This window comes from Magnetococcales bacterium, from assembly GCA_015228815.1.
Classification (GTDB): Bacteria; Pseudomonadota; Magnetococcia; order Magnetococcales; family UBA8363; genus UBA8363.
The window spans coordinates 57,795-74,332 of record JADGCV010000020.1; the positions used below are offsets into that span (position 1 = coordinate 57,795).

Below are 16,538 nucleotides of genomic sequence, written 5' to 3' on the forward strand. Positions count from 1 at the left end.
CGAACCGGAAAGCGAATTTCCTTCCCGGAATCGTTTTCCATGGTCAAAAACGCTCGAATTCATCCTCAGACGGAGCGGCGGCAATCGTCGGGGGCGCGGCAATCATCCGGGGTTTCGAAGTCCTGGCCGACACCCCATGAGATGATGCGGGTTTCTGGACATTCGCCGACCGGGCCGGAGGCGCCTTGGAACCGGAAACATTCTCTTTGCCACGATTCCGGGATACGGAAGCGTCGGTACGGAAGAAGGAGATCGCCTTATGCAGCAACTGCGCCTGACGGGAAAGATCATCCGAAGTCGCCGACATTTCCTCCGCGGCACCAGCATTGCGTTGGATCACCTGATCCAATTGCTGGATGGCGGTATTGATCTGCGTGGCGCCTTGATTCTGCTCCGAACTGGCGGTGGCGATTTCCTGAACCAGGCTGGCGGTCCGTTTGATGTCCGGTGCCAGTTTGGTGATGATGCTGCCCGCCTTCTGGGCAATATCGACGCTGGACACAGACAATTGGCTGATTTCCGCCGCGGCCGTCTGACTGCGTTCGGCCAACTTGCGCACCTCCGCCGCCACCACCGCGAACCCTTTGCCATGTTCCCCCGCCCGGGCCGCCTCGATGGCGGCATTCAGGGCCAACAGATTGGTCTGCCGTGCAATTTCCTCGATGATGGAAATCTTTTCGGCAATTTTTTGCATGGCCTGGACCGCCTCGTTCACCGCAGCGCCACCCAATTCCATGTTCCTGGCCGCCTCGGTCGATATTTTTTCGGTCTGGATGGCGTTTTCGGTGTTTTGTTGCACATTGCCCGCCATTTCCTCCATGGCGGCGGAGGTTTCCTCGATACTGGCCGCCTGTTCGGTCGCCCCCTGGGCCATGGCATTGGAAGAATCCGACAGGCTTTTGCTGCCCGAGGCAACCTGGTCGGAAGCCTCCATCACATGACCCAGAACTTCATTCAAACGGACCACCATCGCGTTCAATGCCTGGGCCAGCCGCCCCACCTCATCCTCCTGGTGGATGTCCAACTGTCGGGTCAGATCACCCCCGGCAACCTGCTGGGCAAAATCGACCCCGCGAATGATCGGACGGGTGATGGAACGACCGACCACTACCGACAATACAAACCCGATCACGACCGCCACGATCGACAACGTCGCCACCATGCTCCGGGTGGAACTGGCTTCTGACAGCATCTTTTCCTCGGTCATCAGGTTCTTCCCCGCCTCCTCGCTGATTCCGTTCAGATGATTTTGAACTTCCTTCAGATAGACCTGGGTTTCAAGCGTGAAGACGGTCTCCGCCTTTTTCTTCCCTTCCAGATTTTCCGCGGCGATCCCTTGCATCTTCTTGAGCGATTCCCGCACCTGACCCAGGCTTGACTTCAGCGGCCCCTGATAGAGTTCCCGGGCCTTGTCCAGGGCTCCCTGTTCCAGGTGCGTTTGAATCTCCCTGCCTGCCGCATGCAGATCGCGATGCGCCGGTTCCATGGCCTTCATCAATTCTCCCAGCCGGGAGTCCTGCTGCATCATCCGTGAAGCGCCATCTCCATAAATAAACTTGCCCAACCCGCAACGAGTATGATCCAGTTCGACCTCCAATTTTTTGGTTCCGGCAAGAATCGCCCCCTGAACCTTCTCCGTCCATGCCAGATGATCCACCTCCCGAGCGGTGAGAAACGCCGGCAACGACGCATCCGCCACTTTGAAGACGGCGGCAATCTTCTCCGCCGACTGGTGCAGGGCGGTATGATGTTTTTCGATTTCGTCCAAAGGTTTTTTCAGTTGCGGCAACCGGCGTTCCGCCTCCTTGCGCCCCTCGCCATAATACCATTTGCCGAAGGCGCACTGGTGCGGATCCATCTGGACGTTCAATGTTTTTGATTTTTCATCGCTCAGGAATGAACTGACCTGTTTGGCCCAGTTCAAATGATCGACCTCGCGTTTCAACAATTCACCGCGAAGGCGGTTGCCCTGGATCACTTCCATCCCATTGCCGACGATTTCGGAAATCCCGGAAAAAGACCATGCCCCGACCAGAATCAACAAGGCCAGAACCACCCCCGTTCCCAAGAATATTTTTTTTCCAAGCCCAAGATTCTTCCACATCATCTTTCAATCTCCAGCTCTGTCATTCAAAATCGAAGGAGCGCGTTCGAAACAATTCTTTCGATCAGCCATGGTGAAACCTATCACAATAATTTCAGAAATGAAAGTGGTGAACAGACAAAACCAATAATAAATATTATTACATTTTTCTTATTGTACAAATGAAAAGCCTCCCCGAAAGGAGGCTTGTATTTTATCAATATTTTCACAGGATCATTGGACTATTTTCATGGTCAGGGTATCCTTGGCCGCGAGTGTGGATTGGAAGGAATAGGCCGCCCACACGGATCCCATCAAGGCATTGCAGTCGGTGTGATCGATAAGTTCTTCCTGATCAAAAACGTAAAAATGTTCACGTTTTTCTGTGCTGTCCTTCCCGATTGGCCCATCCGGCCAGATTTTGAACGCAATGAGAGCCAAGTTTGGCAAATTTCAGTGGACTGGAGGGTTGAAATCCTGGACAATTCCCTGGCCGATAGGACCTGGGCAAGAAAAGAGGAGAAAATCGGGTTGGAAACAAAGGATGAAAAACGTCCAAACGATGAATTTGATACCCCATGGAAGGAAATTCTGAGGCTGTATTTCAAGGACTTTCTGGCCTTCTTCCTGCCACGGGCACACGATGGCATCGATTGGGAGCGAGGGTTTGAACTTCTGGACAAGGAATTGGCCCGAATTACACGTGAGGCGGAAATTGGTGATCGGCGCATGGATGAACGAGTCAAGGTGTGGCAACGAGATGGTATCGAACGATGGGTGCTGATTCATGCCGAAATTCAGGGAGACCGGAAAACGACGTTTTCCCCGGATATGTACACCTACCAGTACCGAGCTTACGACCTCAAGAGGATGCCGGTTGCTGGTTTGGCGATTCTGGCCGACGATGAGTCCTGCTGGCGGCCATCGGAGTTCGGCTATGAGTTGTGGGGTACGCAACTCACCTACAAGTTTGTTATCGTTAAGTTACTGGACTACCCAGAATCCGAACTGGAAAAATCTGGCAACCCGTTTGCAATTGTGATATTGGCGCACCTGCATGCCAAGAGAACCAAGCACCTGACGGAGGATCGTTACCAAGCAAAGTGGAGACTGATCAGAGGACTGTATCAAAGTGGTTTCAGCCGCCAGCAGATTATCGATCTTTTTCGTTTCATCGACTGGGTGCTTTACCTGCCAGATGAGGCCGACAGACGGTTGTGGAAAGAAATTGTTGACTTCGAGGAGAGCCAAAAAATGCCTTACATTTCGAGTGTGGAGCGGTTTGGTATGCAAATTGGTATGCAAATTGGTATGCAAAAAGAAGGTGCATCGATGCTAACCCGCCTATTGCAACGTCGCTTCGGTGCCGTGCCTGATTGGGCCAGCGAAAAAATCACCAAGGCTGAGCTTCCCTCCATAGAGGAGTGGAGCCTTCGCATCTTCGACGCCCAGTCCCTGGACGATGTTTTCTCGGACAGAGTATAATATCATTTTCCGAACATTATATCAATCGTATAAAAAGAAAGCCCCACGGAGGGGGCTTGTATTTTACCAGAATTTCACAGAATCATTGGACTATTTTCATTGTCAGGGTATCCTTGGCCGCGAGTGTGGATTGGAAGGAATAACCTGCACTCTTGCGCGACGAATTCCGGGTAAAGACAACCGAAATCATCCCTGGCCCCTGGGTGGGATCGGCGATTCCCCAGGTTTCGGTACCGTCGGTGGTCGAGGTGGTCGTCGCGGTCGTCGTCGTTGTCGATGAGGTCGTGGTTGTTTTCTCGCTGAGGTCCTTGGAAAGGACGGTCTTCAAGTCGGTGCTTTCGGCCATGTTGGAGGAGGCCAGGTTGAAATAGCGTTGTTCGCCGTTGGCGAAGGTCTGGGCAGTGGTGGCAGTCACATCCACGCTGCCACCGGCACCATTGGACATCACCAGTTTGTCCACCCGTACCGCATCGTCGTAGAGGACGATCTGAAATCCGATGAATCCTTCGAGGGAAACCGGATTGTTCCGGTCGAGCCATGTTTTGGAATCGGCCAGGAGTTTCAGGTTGGTACGATCGCTGGAAAGCTGGGTATAGGCATCGACGCCACCGGAAAGTTCGGCGGTCATCTCCTGGTCGGTATAGCCAATGCCATAAAGTTCCCAGGTTTTGCCGCTCTGATTGGCCGCCAGCCCGCGATACAATTCATTGAAGATCAGGTTGCCGCTGTCGCTTCCCCGGGTCCAGGCGCCATAGGCCGTTCCCAGATTCAACGAATTGAGCCACGTCGTATTGGCAAACTTGATGGAAAACTTGGGATCGCTCATCGCGCCTGTATCCAGATCGACGGTCGCCTTCAGGACCAGAGACGTGATTGCCGAGGATGGAATGGAGACATTTTCGGTCGTCGTCGCATCGGGGGTGAATGTGGCGATATTGCTGGCGGAATTTTCCAGGAGTTCGATGTTGAGCTGCCCCTGATTCTTTCCCGAGGACCCCACCTTGGATACCATGCTCACGGTGGCGCCCGTGAACGAAACCGACAGGGTCCCGGTGACGGAAACATTCCGGGTCGTGGCGGCGGTCGCGGAGGCCGTGGTTTGGGTCGTGGTGGCGGCGGTGGTGGAAGAGGTCACCTGGGTGACGATGTCGATTCCGGGAAAGGTGATCGTGCCATCGGCCAAAGGATTTTTTTCCGGATCATAATACTGGAATCCGGTTCCATCGGTCGTGGTGGCGGCGGTGGCGGTGGTATCGTAGCGAATCGTCAGGGAGGCCGTCCCCGGCGTGTCGATGGCGCTGCCCGTTGCGGTGGCGGTGGTCATCGTGGTGGAAGTGGTGGCGGATTGCGATGGCGTCAGGGCCAGGTTCCACGATTCGGACTGTTTTTGAATGGTGCCCCGCAGATGATTGGTCGCAAAACTCTTGGGAACCAGGTAACCGGCGACGAGATCCTGTTCGATCCAGTTGGATTTTTTGTAGCGAAAGATTCCCGCATCCTTGAAGAAAAGTTCCAATCCCTTGGTCGCGACCGACTCGCCCGAGGCGATCGAATCCTTGGCGAACCCCTGGCCATGACCATCGGTCTTGAAAAAGCTGGAATAATCCGGCCCCGAGGGAAAGTGGATCTGGGCAGCCGCGCGGGCCTGGGAAGAAATGGTGATGCCATTGCCGGGATCCCCATCTTCGTCGAGCGTTTGCAAAAAGCGCGACAGATTGACCACCTCTTCATGATTGACATGACCCCCCTTGACCAGATCACTCGGAGTGATCACCCCCCGGGCAGAGGTCGCACCCAACGGCAGACCACCCAGAAAAAAGGAGATGGTTTCCCCGGCGACATAGGTGAACTGCCCCTTGGCATCGGTCGCCCCCGAATCGTTGCCGCTGGTCCGATAGGTCAGGCCGTCGGTCGGACCGTCAAGAAATTTACCCACCAAAACCTCGGCGGGGGCGCTGGAGGTCGTGGCGGTCGTGGCGGAATCCCCACCGCCGCCGCACCCTCCCAAGAACGCCGACAGACACATGAATCCGACCCGGGACAGGATGCGCCGATCATTAGTGCGTTTCATTGCCATTCCAAGCCTCATGACTGCAAGAGTGACATCGCGTCGGGCTCATCGAAACCGAAGCTCGAATGGCTTTTTGCAAATATCAGGCCATATCTATGTCGTTCCGTTCAGTTGGCTCGATCCAAACAAGCCCGAGGCCAAGTGCCGGTGGGCCAGTTCGAGAAGATGGGGATGATGGGTGAAATAGATGACCTGCCGTTCGAGACCCGACAGTATTTTCAGGGCGGCGGCGGCCCTGTGGTCGTCAAAGTGAACCAACAGGTCGTCCAGAATCAAAGGCATCGGTTGATGCCCCTCATTCAGGGATTCCATCGCCCCAAGACGCAACGCCAGGAATAATTGATCCCGGGTTCCGGCGCTCATCCCCTCCACCCGCACCCGTTCCCCTCCGGGGCGGACCCCATGGAAAAAATGTCGCTGGCCATCATGATCCAGGCGCAAATCGACGAACGATCCCGCCGTCAGCTCGCGAAAATACCGGGCGGCGCCATGCAGGACCGGATCCTGATTTTGTTCTTGAAAACGCTCGATCACCCGCTGCAACAGCCCTTCGGCAAGCCCCAGACGCACATGGTGTTCCGCGTGACGCACCAGGTCATGCCCCAGCCCTTCCATCTCCTGACGCAGACAGGCAACCGCATCGCTCCCCGTCATTGCCTGCAACTCCCGGACTTCCCCGCCGTAATCCTGGTCCAGGGTCCGCAATTCCCCGGTCAGACGGTCGATTTCGACCTGGATACGATCCAGCTCCGCCCGGGCCACATCGACATCCTGTCCCAACACCTCAAGCGTCACCTCCTCAAGCGTCGCCCCCTCGGCGCTCGCAAGCATTTCCCCTTCACATTCGCCGATCTTCCGGTCCACCTCCTCTTTCGATCGAACCTGTTCCTCGATGGCGGCCATTTCCTCGGGGTCCCGGGTTCCATACCGTTCTCCGATTTCCTCAAAGCGCCTGGCGATGGTGGTCCGGGTGGCGTGACACTCCCGTTCCAGGTTTCGCCGTTCCTCGATGCCCTTTCGCAGTTCCTCGCGCCGGTGAACCGCGATCATCGTCCGGTCCAGGCGTTCTTCGAGTTGTTCGACACGCTCCAGAACGTGACGTTCGTTCGCCGCCGGTTCCCCCTCCCCGAGAAGGAGAGAAAGTTCCCGGACTCCGACCATGAATCGGTCCCTTTGCCCTTCGATGTCCCGGATGCGCGCCAGCCATTCCTCGCGTTGACGAAAGTTTGCGTGTAACGTATCGAACGATCCGAGAAATGCGGCGCTCGACTCGACCTCAAGGCCCAGGGGGTGACCGAACGGTCCCATGAGGGCGCGCCAACGTTCCTCGTTTTCGCGCCGCAGCCGTTCGTTCTCCTCCAGTTCCTCCCGATGGGTTTCCAGGGAACGCTCGATTTCCGCCAAACGCCGTTCCACCGCCGCACGCCGTTCGACAAGCGCCGAACACTGGTTGAGAAAAATTTCCCAACGCTCGATCGTCACCCCCATCTCCTCTCCCGCCTCCATCCCCGGTCCCCCCAGGGCGACCACCATTTCCGAGGCATCGATGATCGCCGCCGACAATTCCTGCCGCACCGCCATCCCTTTTTCGTTCCAGGAACGTCCTTCCGCGGCAAGACGGAGGATCTCGCCACGCAATTCCGGCCATCCCTTCATCTCCATCGGCGTTCCCGGACACGCCACCCCGAGGGATTGCCACAGTTCATTCCAGGAGTTTTTCATGGCCCGTCGCCGTTCGCCGATCCCGGCCAGGCGTTCCGACAACATCCGTTCCTGTTGCATGTTCGCTTCGATATCCTGTTCCAGACGCCGCCATTGAGCCAATTGTCCCGCGGCACGCAATCGGCCATCCACCAGGAGGTCCGCCTGGGCCATCCACGCCGTCAAGGATTCCCCCCAGGCGCGGCGTGGGTCCCCGTCCCCCCCGGACGACGCCCCCTCCCGGCAATCCGGTTTCCCGTCCAAACCCGGAAGCCCATGAAGATAAATATTTTTCCACACTTCGTCACGGCGCGAACGGACCTCCCGCACCATGGCCTCGGTGGGAGGGCGTTCTCCCAATGTCCGGTCGTCACGGCTCCGTCCTGCCTCAAGTTGTCGCAAGTTTTCCCGCGCCTGCCGCAGCCCCTCCGCGCTCCGGCGCTCATCCTCTTCATCGCGTTGCCATTCCTGGATGAAACGGTCCATCGTCGCCGTGGTCGGCGGATGACAGGCCTCAAGCGCAGCCATGTCGCCCCGCCACAAGGGAAGAAGCGACAGCTTCAGGTCCGCCTGCGCCAGGGCGCTGCGGCCTTTGACAAAGGCTTCCACCGCCTCGCGTTCCCGTTGCAGAAGGCGGCGTAACCAGGGAAGTCGCTCCCGGAAAAGGGCCAGATCTTCCGTGCGCCCCAGGGGAGGAAGCGCTTCCCGATGCTCCCGGGCCTCGGCCTGCACGATCCTGATTGCCCGTTCCAGTTCCGCCGTCTTGGCAAGGGTGCGTTGCCGGTCCTCCCTCAGGCGATCGAGCAGAGCACGACAGGTGGCATCGGGCAGAAGACGCTCCGAGGGTTCGTCCGCGGCGGCCCCCACCCGCAGCCACAAATCGGTCTGCCGCGCGTTCAAGTCGGCAAGTTTCACCTGCAATTCCGACAATTCGCGCAAACGTTCCCGCAACGACCGGGCCTCCATGGCCAGAATTTTGATGCGTGCGGCGTGTTCCACCAGTTTTTCCTCGACCAGGATGGCTGCCAGCCGTTCTTCCAGGGCGTTTCGTTCCCGAAGATGCGACGTCAACGCCTCGTCCGTCCGCTCCTTCCGCGTCATCAATGAGGCCCGTTCCCGCATCAGCCCGGCGCTCAACCGCGGAACCGTCTCCAGTTGTTCCCGCGAAGAACGATAATGGGTCAAGCGGGCAAACATGGGACCGAGGGTGACAATGCGGCGCAAATGGCGTTCCTGTCGTTTTTTTTCGCCGAGGATTTCCCTCAGTGCGGCGCTCTGTCGCAGCAGGCGGTCCCGGGCGACGACATGGTTGCTCCATTGGTCGCGCGAGAGGGCCTGTTGCCTGATTCTTCCCTGCGTTTCCACCAGGCGATGGTTCAGCGTGTTGATCACCTGGTTTTTTCCCCGGGGTTTGTACAGGCGTTCCCGTTCCTCGCGCATCCGGTCCATCAGACCACGCACCCCGGCGATCCCCGAACCCGCCTCGAACAGCAGGGTTCCCACTTCGCCCTCTCCGTGAAGGATGGCCTCGCCACCACGTTGCAGCCGGCCATGATCCAATCCGTAAAACATTTCGAAGCGGTGGCGATCGACCCCTTCGAGAAAGGGATGCAGCGCCTGGGGATCCAATGGCGTTTTTCCCGCGGCATCCAGCAAGGTTTCCCGATTTCCTTTGCGTCGCACCGCCGTCAACCGCTCGCCACGCTCGTTGCCCAGGGTGGCCCCGATTCGCAGATAGGGATTGTCATGCCGGAAATCGTAGGGGGTCGTCGTGCCGAAACCGAACAGAAAATCGGTCATCGCCGCCAGGGTGGTACTTTTTCCCGCCTCGTTGGCCCCATGGATGATCGACAACCCCGAGGCCCGGGGTATTTCGAGGAGGTGATCGGTAAAGCAGCCATAGGCGAGCAAATGGAGGCGCACGAAATACATTCACCCCCCCTCCGGATGACGCAACCGTTCGGCGGCCAGGGTTTGCGCCTGTCGCACCATGACGCGCATCCATTCCGGATCCTGAAAGGGAAGGGAGGCCATGCCATGGAAGGCGGTTGTACGCATCAGTCCGCCAAGCGGTCTGAATGGCTCGAAAAGGGCCGTAAGCGCCACCTCATCCCGGAGCAATTCGCCAACGACCCGGTCCATCAGGTCGAGCGGATCAAGCCCCGCATCCGTATCCACGCCGGTCCCATGTTCCCGCGAGACCTGTTCCATCATCGAGGTTTCGTCAACCACCCGTTCAAGCCACAGGGAATCGCCTCCGGTGTTGAGGGTATGAATTCTCAGTTCCTGTTCCAGTTCCAACCCGCGGAGCGCCAATTGCCCCCGCCATGGGCTTCGACCCGTCAAACGCAGCCGAACGACGTTCAATACTTCCGGTTCGATCGATCGCTCCAATCGTTCCTTGAGGTGGTGTGACAGGGACTCGAAAGATTCGATGGGACCGATGTCCAAGGTCAGGATGTGCCATCGAACCAGGTCCAGGGGAAGATGGCGGGTTGCGGTCACCTCCCCCCGTTCCCCATCGACCGTCACCAGGGTCGCCCCCTTGACGCCCGATTCGCGGATGTGCCGTCCCTGAATGGTCCCTGAAAAAAGGATCATGGGGTCCCTGGGGCGAACCAACTCGCGTTGATGGATATGTCCCAGGGCCCAATACTGGTAGCCGGGGGTCAACAGATCGTGTTCACTGCACGGCGCGTAGGTGATTTGTCCGGCCCGACCGTCGAGGGCGGTATGCAGCAGGCCGATGTTGAACAGTCCGGGGACCGCGGGCGGATAACCTGCCGCAAGGTTTCGTTGTTCGGCGCGGTTTGCATGGGATTGCCCATGAATCGCCACCCCTTTGGCCTCCCTGAGATGGGAATGGGCCTTGTCCGAGGAAAAAAGATGGACGTTGTCGGGAAATGGGTTGGTGGTCAGGAGGTCATGCCCGGCATCATGGTTTCCCAGGACGGCGAAAACCTCGATGCCCGCATCCTGGAGGCGGCGCAACTGTCCGGCAAGGTACAAAACAGTATTGAAATCCCGACCGGACCCATCCAGGAGATCCCCGGCCAAAAGGAGAAAATCGACTTCATGTTCAAGGCATGAAGCGATCAGCCGTTCGAAGGCATCACGCCCCGCGCGGCGAATCCGTTCATGGGGCGCCCCCTCGTAACGGACCAGTCCGCGCAGCGGCGCGTCCAGATGAAGATCGGCGGCATGAATGAATTTCATCGGACCACCCGCCCGGAATCAATCATCATCTTCATCATTATCGTGTCCGTGTGTTTTCCTGCGTTCTTCATTTCGCCTGTTTTTCTCGTGGCGCCCTTTTTTGGCATCCTCTTCATTGGCGTTGCGATGGCATGAAACACAACGTTCAAAATCCCCGATCCCCTCCTCCAGGTGCTCCCGACGTATTTTTTCCGGGGAATGTTCATGACAACCATAACATGAATATTGCTTAATATCATTATTTTTATGACACCGATCGCAGGCAACGGCATGATCCCGATCGAGTTCGAACCATTTTGTGTGTTCGAAGGTTGCCGGTTGCCAATGATCGTTGCGATGGCAGGTACCGCAGGACGCCGACGAGGCCCGATGCAAGGCGTCGTCGGGACGTTGATGGCAGCTGGAACACTGAAGCCGCAAGGATGGTTCGAGGGCGTCATGGGAAAATGCGCCTGAAGTGCGATACCGCGCCACCCCCTCATGATCGCTGTGACACGCCATGCACTCCTGTACCGCCAGTTGATGATGGAAACGAACCCTGTTGCCTTTGCGCTCGATCGGCAAACCGCGTGTCGTCATCAGACCGATGGATTCGATCTGGTGACATTTCAGGCATTTCTGGCTGGGCAGGCCGGAAAAAGGGGAATGACAGGAAAAGCAATCGTCCGCAAGATGGCCATGACCGGAAGAAAGTTTTCCCGGGGCGATCATTCGTTCGGGGTAGAGAAAGGAAAACAGGACCACCACCAAAAAGACCGAAAGAACAATCGGAAGAGGGCGTTTCATCGCCAGTCCCAGAACATGAGGATGGAAACGACGTGCCCCAGGACCAGGGTTGCCAGGGTCATCGAGATGGGCAGATGAATGGTCCGCCACCGGGTCATCAGTTCGAAGGTGACGGCATCGAAAAACATCCTGGAATCGACCTCTTTTCGAGACAGACCCCGGTCCAGATGTTCCTTCCGTTTAAGCGCGAGGAAGCGTTGTGAACGTCCCAGAAGATACCGCCCAACCAGACCGCTGACCACGTTGATGATCATGGCAAGGGTTGCCAACCATGGCAGCAAGGTATTGAAATGAACCCCCGCGTGGATCAAGACCATCAGGGTTCCCAGCCAGGTGCATGTTTCATGAATTCGGAGAAAAAGACGGGGAGTTCCGATAGTCAACACTTTGCGCTTGCGGAAAGAGTAGGACAATCCGAAAATGATCAGCAGGGTTCCAGGAATCCCCAAATGACGCCCGACGTCCACCAGACCAAAGACATGCAACAGGAGGTCACCGAGGATCGTCAATCCGATGAGGATTGAAAACTGGAGAATGAAAGGAACGATCTCCATGCGCAACAGGGATTGATGCATGAATTTTTCACCTTGAGCGCGACACGTTTCCCGACGGAGGCCCAACCCAGGGCATGACCAGCCGCAGCATGGGCATGGTCAACGAGGTGGAAATGATCGCCATGAACATCATGGCCGAAAAACATGCGGCGGAAATAATGTTGGCTTCGCGAAAGATGGTCAGCAACAGCACCTCCATCATCCCCTTGGTCTGCATCAAAATCCCAATGGCAATCGAATCCGGCCAGCTTTCCCCCATTCTGAGCGCCGGCAACGTCGTCCCAAGAAACTTCCCCGCCATTCCAAGAACGACTGTAATGACCGTGATGGATAAAATGGTATGGGAGGTCAGATCAAACGAGGTTTTCATGCCGGTCATCGCGAAGAAAAACGGCAACAGCAAGACCACGGTGAGCGGTTCCAGTCGTTCGATGAGAAAATGCTTGAAGGGCCGGGGAATGATGATCCCGATCATGAACCCGCCAAGAGCGGCATGCAACCCGATCTGCTCGGTCGCCAGGGCCGACCCGAACACCGAAATGAACACCGCCACCAACCCGCCATCCCCGACAATGCCGCAATGCCCCAATACCCAACGCATGATCGGTTTGACCACGAAAAGCATGACCCCCAGGTAAAGAACAATACGCAGGGGAATCATCAATGTACTGCCGATACTCTCCGCCTCCCCCACCAACCCCGCCAGAAACAAAGAGAGAAAACACCAGAGAATCGCATCGTTCACCGCCGCCATCCCCAAAGTCACCCGACCCAGGGGATGCTCCATCAGGTCCACCTCGCGCAATATGGCGCCAAGGACCGGCAAGGCGGTCACACTGATGCTCAAGCCAATCGCAATCGCAAACTGCCAGGGACCAGCCTCCGAACCCAGGGTCTCGGGATACATCCCAACCAGAAGCCAGCCCGTCACAATCCCCATCAGGCAGGGAACCAGAAAACTCGACACGCTCATCCAGGCAAAACGCCGTCCCATCGGTTTCAGTTCGGCGGTCTGCCAATGCAGGCCCGTCAGAAAAGTGAACAGGACGATCGCCAGCCAAGAGGATCCCATCAATCGTTGCAAGGAGGCCTCGGAAAACAACATCGACCACAGATCCGGGAAATACCGTCCCAGAATCGATGGACCAAGCGCCAACCCAAGCAAAATTTGTACGACCACCAAAGGAACAACGCGACGCACCCCAGGAATACGCCAAACCAGATAGGGAACCCCGACAACAAGGATTGCCTGGGAAAAGAAAATCGCTATTTCACTCATGACCCTGAATCAAATCCCCTCATCATCCCCGAACGTGACACCCTTTTCTCTCCCGAGGGCAAACGCTCGCATGCACTGCCCAATCAGAAATCGTCCCCCCCCCCCCCACAACCCACTGATCATCGCGGCGGCGGCGGCGCCACTTGCGGCAATATCAACAAGATGTTCGGGCTGAATGCCACCGATGGCCACAACCGGTCGGACACGCTCCGCCACCGCCATCGCCAAGCCCCCCAACCCCATTGGCGGACGGGCATCCGGTTTGGTGTCGGTCGAAAAGATCGGGCCGAATCCAATGTAGTCGATCGCCATGGCCTGTGAATCCATAATCTCGCTCCGATTATGGGTCGAAAGACCAATGACACGCTCATGGCCCAATAGCGCACGGCATTCGGCGACCGAAACATCCTCCTGGCCGACATGAACGCCATCCGCACCCCATTCCATCACCAAGGCAGGATGATCGTTGATGATCACCCGAACCCGGTCCATTTCTCCCCGCAAGACTGGAATCCAGCGTTCAATGAATCTTCGACAGGGCTCGGGCCCATTCTTGCATCTGAGCTGAATCACCCCGATTCCGGCGACCTCCATGTCCATCGCCAGTCGAATCCGCGCATGCACCGGCCAACGTTCTTCCCTGAGGTGCCGTTGCAGCCATTCGGCATCAAGAACAGGATAGATTCCCGCCGAAAACAGGTTGGAACAACTCATAGGGCGCTGAAAAATTCCTTGTCGATGGTTTCCGAATCCCCAAGATTCAGGGATACAAGACGTCTCAGGTGCGAAAAACTTTCCAGTTCGATGTCTTGAAACTGAATGGCCGCCCCCCGACCCGGGGAGGAATGAACCACCTTGCCCTGGATCTGTAAATGAATGTCGCCAAGGCTCAGGTCGCCCTGAACCCGATCCCCCATCCGCGGCAGAAGGTTTCCCTGAAACAACATGCCGCGAAGGCTGATGTCGCTGAAGGCCCCCTTGAACGAATGCCGATCCTGGTTGAACAGAATGATTTCATGGTGGAAATGAACCCGGGAAAAATGCCGTCTTTCCTGGTTCTCCCTGTTCTTGTCATTCATGAGTCACCCCCGAAGAGTTTTTGATGAGCGCCGCCTGCCCCGCACGCAGTCGCGCCCCATACTGGGTGACCAACCGCGCCGCGGCATGGCTGGCAAGAAGTCCAGCCCGATCCAGGGAATATCCATGGGTTATTCCATACAGAAAAACACCGGCGAACAGATCACCGGCGCCATTGGTATCCACCGCCTTGACCTCGATTCCCGGAATATCCACCAGGATTCCCCCCCGGCCAAACACCTTGGCGCCCCGCCCACCCAACGTCAGACAACACAGCGTCGCGACCTCCTCAAGGCGCCTCATGGCAACCGCCAACGAATCGGTGTCGGCAAAACGGAGCGCCTCGTTCTCATTGCAAAACAGCAGGTCAAGCCCCCCCGAAACGACCTCCTCCATCCCGGAACGAAAATAGTCGATCATCGACACATCGGAAAACGTCAAGGCGGTTTTGACCCCATGGGCGCGTGCCATCCCCTTGGCCGCGACCGCCGCCGCCCGGGTCACCGGCGCGGAAACCAGATACCCCTCCATATACAGATATTCCGCCTGGCGTAAATGGGCCTCGGACAGATCGGCAACCGAAAAGGTCTCGGAAATCCCCAGGTGGGTACACATGGTCCGCTCCGCATCCGGAGTGATCATGACCATGCACCGCCCCGTCACCCCCTGTTCGGCAGGGACCGGCGAACGATCCGCCTCTGAATCTTCCATCAAAGGACGATCATCCAAACCCAAACGATTGTCCACCCCATGGGTACGCATGTCGGCCAAGAAAAACTGTCCCAATTCATCCTCGGCCGTTTTGCAGGAGTGGAAACACCGACCGCCGAACTGCGCCAGACCGACCATGGTATTGGCCGACGACCCTCCCGAGGAGCGGTGGATCACATGTTGCGCCAGACGCCGATGCAAATGATCCTGCCGCGCGGCATCGACCAGGGTCATGGTCCCCTTGTCCAGGCCGACCTCGCGCAGAAATGTTTCCTCCACATGACATTCGATATCGACCAGGGCATGACCAATGCCATAGACGTTGTAGGTTTTCATGAAATTCAGTTCCTGTCGTGTTGGAGGGAATCGCAGTTGGGCTGTTGGCGGTCCGGATGCAGTGGCACGCCGGCAAGGCGGCGCAACAGGGCGGGATGCAGCTGCCCATTGGTCGCCAGGACCGAGGGAAGGCGGGTCCGGGGCTGGTTGAAAAGAAAGCGGCGCCCTTCGTGATCGGTGATCTGTCCGTGGGCTTCGCGGACAAGGAGTTCACCCGCGGCGATGTCCCATTCGCTCTTCGGCGTCAGGGTGAAGGTCAGATCGGCGCGTCCGTCGGCCAGAAGGGCCAGTTTGTAGGCGATGGAACCGGTGGTGCGCAGGGCAAATTCCTCCTTGAAGGAGGCCCAGTCGCCGCGCAACATCTCGGACCGGCTGGCCAGGCAGACCGCTCCGGCAAGACGGGTGGCACGGGTTGTCTGGATATGCTGTCCATTCCGGCGGCTTCCCCGCCCGGCAATGGCGGTGAACAGTTCCTCCCTGGCCGGATTGAACAGGCAGGCCAGCAAGGGAACCCCCTCCTCGACCAGGGCAATGGACACCGCAAACTCGGGTACCCCGCGGATGAATTCCTTGGTTCCATCGAGCGGATCCACGATCCAGACCCGCTTCTTCGCCAGTCGTTCCCGGGAATCGTCCGTTTCCTCGGAAAGCCAGCCATAATCGGGGGCGGCGGCGGACAGAATTCGCAAAATCGCCTCGTTGGCTTCGATGTCGGCCCGGGTCAGTGGATGATCATGACCTTTCTGGGTGATTTCGACATGCGCCGTCAAATCCTCGCCGGGGCGAAAATGGCTCATGATCCGACCTCCGGCCTCCCGGGCCGCCCGAATCATGGCAAACAGAAGTTGATCGTTGTCGTTCATCCGTCCCTTTCCCAGACGCCTGCGCGATCCTATCGCGGAACATCCCAAAGCCTCCGTTCAAGGAACCAGACACATGATCCAGCCTGAGTATACTTTTTCATGACCCCGTTGTCACCTTGATCCTCCATGACTGCCAACACGCTGGCGAAATTTCTTGACATCCAACTTATCCTTGGATAATAGTCATCATGAACATGATCGGAGTGGAATACATGCAGCCAGTCTCGTGGGTCAGTCAGGTGTTGGCGGAAGAAGCATTGAATTCCCTTTGCTCCGATAGAATGATTTTATTACCCCCCCCCCCTGGGGTACGTCATTTTCAAGAATGGAGGTGACCGTGAATTCCACCGGAAAGGAGGATCCATCCTTGCGCCAG

Annotated in this window: 12 protein-coding genes and 1 pseudogene; 1 reads left to right on the forward strand and 12 read right to left on the reverse strand. The window is 57.3% G+C overall.

What is annotated here, in order from left to right:
* Nucleotides 1-43: 43 nt before the first annotated feature.
* Nucleotides 44-1,528, reverse strand: a complete 1,485-nt coding sequence (locus tag HQL76_10025) for a HAMP domain-containing protein (protein ID MBF0109503.1) — start codon at nt 1,526-1,528, stop codon at nt 44-46.
* A gap of 195 nt (nt 1,529-1,723) precedes the next feature.
* Nucleotides 1,724-2,107 (reverse strand): annotated as a pseudogene (locus HQL76_10030) (CZB domain-containing protein).
* A gap of 183 nt (nt 2,108-2,290) precedes the next feature.
* On the opposite strand from HQL76_10030, the gene HQL76_10035 reads away from it, so the two are divergent.
* Nucleotides 2,291-3,568, forward strand: coding sequence for a DUF4351 domain-containing protein (locus tag HQL76_10035; protein MBF0109504.1), 1,278 nt, complete (start codon nt 2,291-2,293; stop codon nt 3,566-3,568).
* Nucleotides 3,569-3,650: 82 nt separating this feature from the next.
* Here HQL76_10035 and HQL76_10040 read toward each other — a convergent pair whose 3' ends face one another.
* The 10 genes from HQL76_10040 to HQL76_10085 all read right to left on the reverse strand — a co-directional run bounded on the left by HQL76_10040 (nt 3,651) and on the right by HQL76_10085 (nt 16,162).
* Nucleotides 3,651-5,639 carry a hypothetical protein gene (locus tag HQL76_10040; protein ID MBF0109505.1) on the reverse strand — a complete coding sequence of 663 codons (1,989 nt, stop codon included), beginning with the start codon at nt 5,637-5,639 and terminating at the stop codon, nt 3,651-3,653.
* Nucleotides 5,640-5,732: 93 nt separating this feature from the next.
* On the reverse strand, nt 5,733-9,272 hold the full coding sequence (locus tag HQL76_10045; GenBank protein ID MBF0109506.1) for an AAA family ATPase: 3,540 nt from the start codon (nt 9,270-9,272) through the stop codon (nt 5,733-5,735).
* Complete coding sequence (locus HQL76_10050; protein MBF0109507.1) at nt 9,273-10,556, reverse strand: DNA repair exonuclease; 1,284 nt, start codon at nt 10,554-10,556, stop codon at nt 9,273-9,275. It lies immediately after the preceding gene.
* An 18-nt stretch (nt 10,557-10,574) separates the two neighbouring features.
* A complete protein-coding gene (locus HQL76_10055) occupies nt 10,575-11,342 on the reverse strand; it encodes a class III cytochrome C family protein (protein ID MBF0109508.1) in 768 nt (255 codons plus the stop codon).
* Nucleotides 11,339-11,917 carry a hypothetical protein gene (locus HQL76_10060; protein MBF0109509.1) on the reverse strand — a complete coding sequence of 193 codons (579 nt, stop codon included), beginning with the start codon at nt 11,915-11,917 and terminating at the stop codon, nt 11,339-11,341. The genes HQL76_10055 and HQL76_10060 overlap by 4 nt, the downstream gene beginning before the upstream one ends.
* Nucleotides 11,918-11,924: 7 nt before the next feature.
* Nucleotides 11,925-13,175, reverse strand: coding sequence for a cation:proton antiporter (locus tag HQL76_10065; GenBank protein ID MBF0109510.1), 1,251 nt, complete (start codon nt 13,173-13,175; stop codon nt 11,925-11,927).
* A gap of 9 nt (nt 13,176-13,184) precedes the next feature.
* On the reverse strand, nt 13,185-13,889 hold the full coding sequence (locus HQL76_10070; protein ID MBF0109511.1) for a thiamine phosphate synthase: 705 nt from the start codon (nt 13,887-13,889) through the stop codon (nt 13,185-13,187).
* On the reverse strand, nt 13,886-14,254 hold the full coding sequence (locus HQL76_10075; protein ID MBF0109512.1) for a PilZ domain-containing protein: 369 nt from the start codon (nt 14,252-14,254) through the stop codon (nt 13,886-13,888). Before HQL76_10075 ends, HQL76_10070 begins: the two co-directional genes overlap by 4 nt.
* Nucleotides 14,247-15,299: an adenosine kinase gene (locus HQL76_10080; GenBank protein ID MBF0109513.1), complete on the reverse strand. Its 1,053-nt coding sequence runs from the start codon at nt 15,297-15,299 to the stop codon at nt 14,247-14,249. Before HQL76_10080 ends, HQL76_10075 begins: the two co-directional genes overlap by 8 nt.
* A 5-nt stretch (nt 15,300-15,304) precedes the next feature.
* Nucleotides 15,305-16,162 (reverse strand): 3'(2'),5'-bisphosphate nucleotidase CysQ, encoded by an 858-nt coding sequence (locus HQL76_10085; GenBank protein ID MBF0109514.1) that lies wholly within the window; start codon nt 16,160-16,162, stop codon nt 15,305-15,307.
* Nucleotides 16,163-16,538 lie beyond the last annotated feature (376 nt).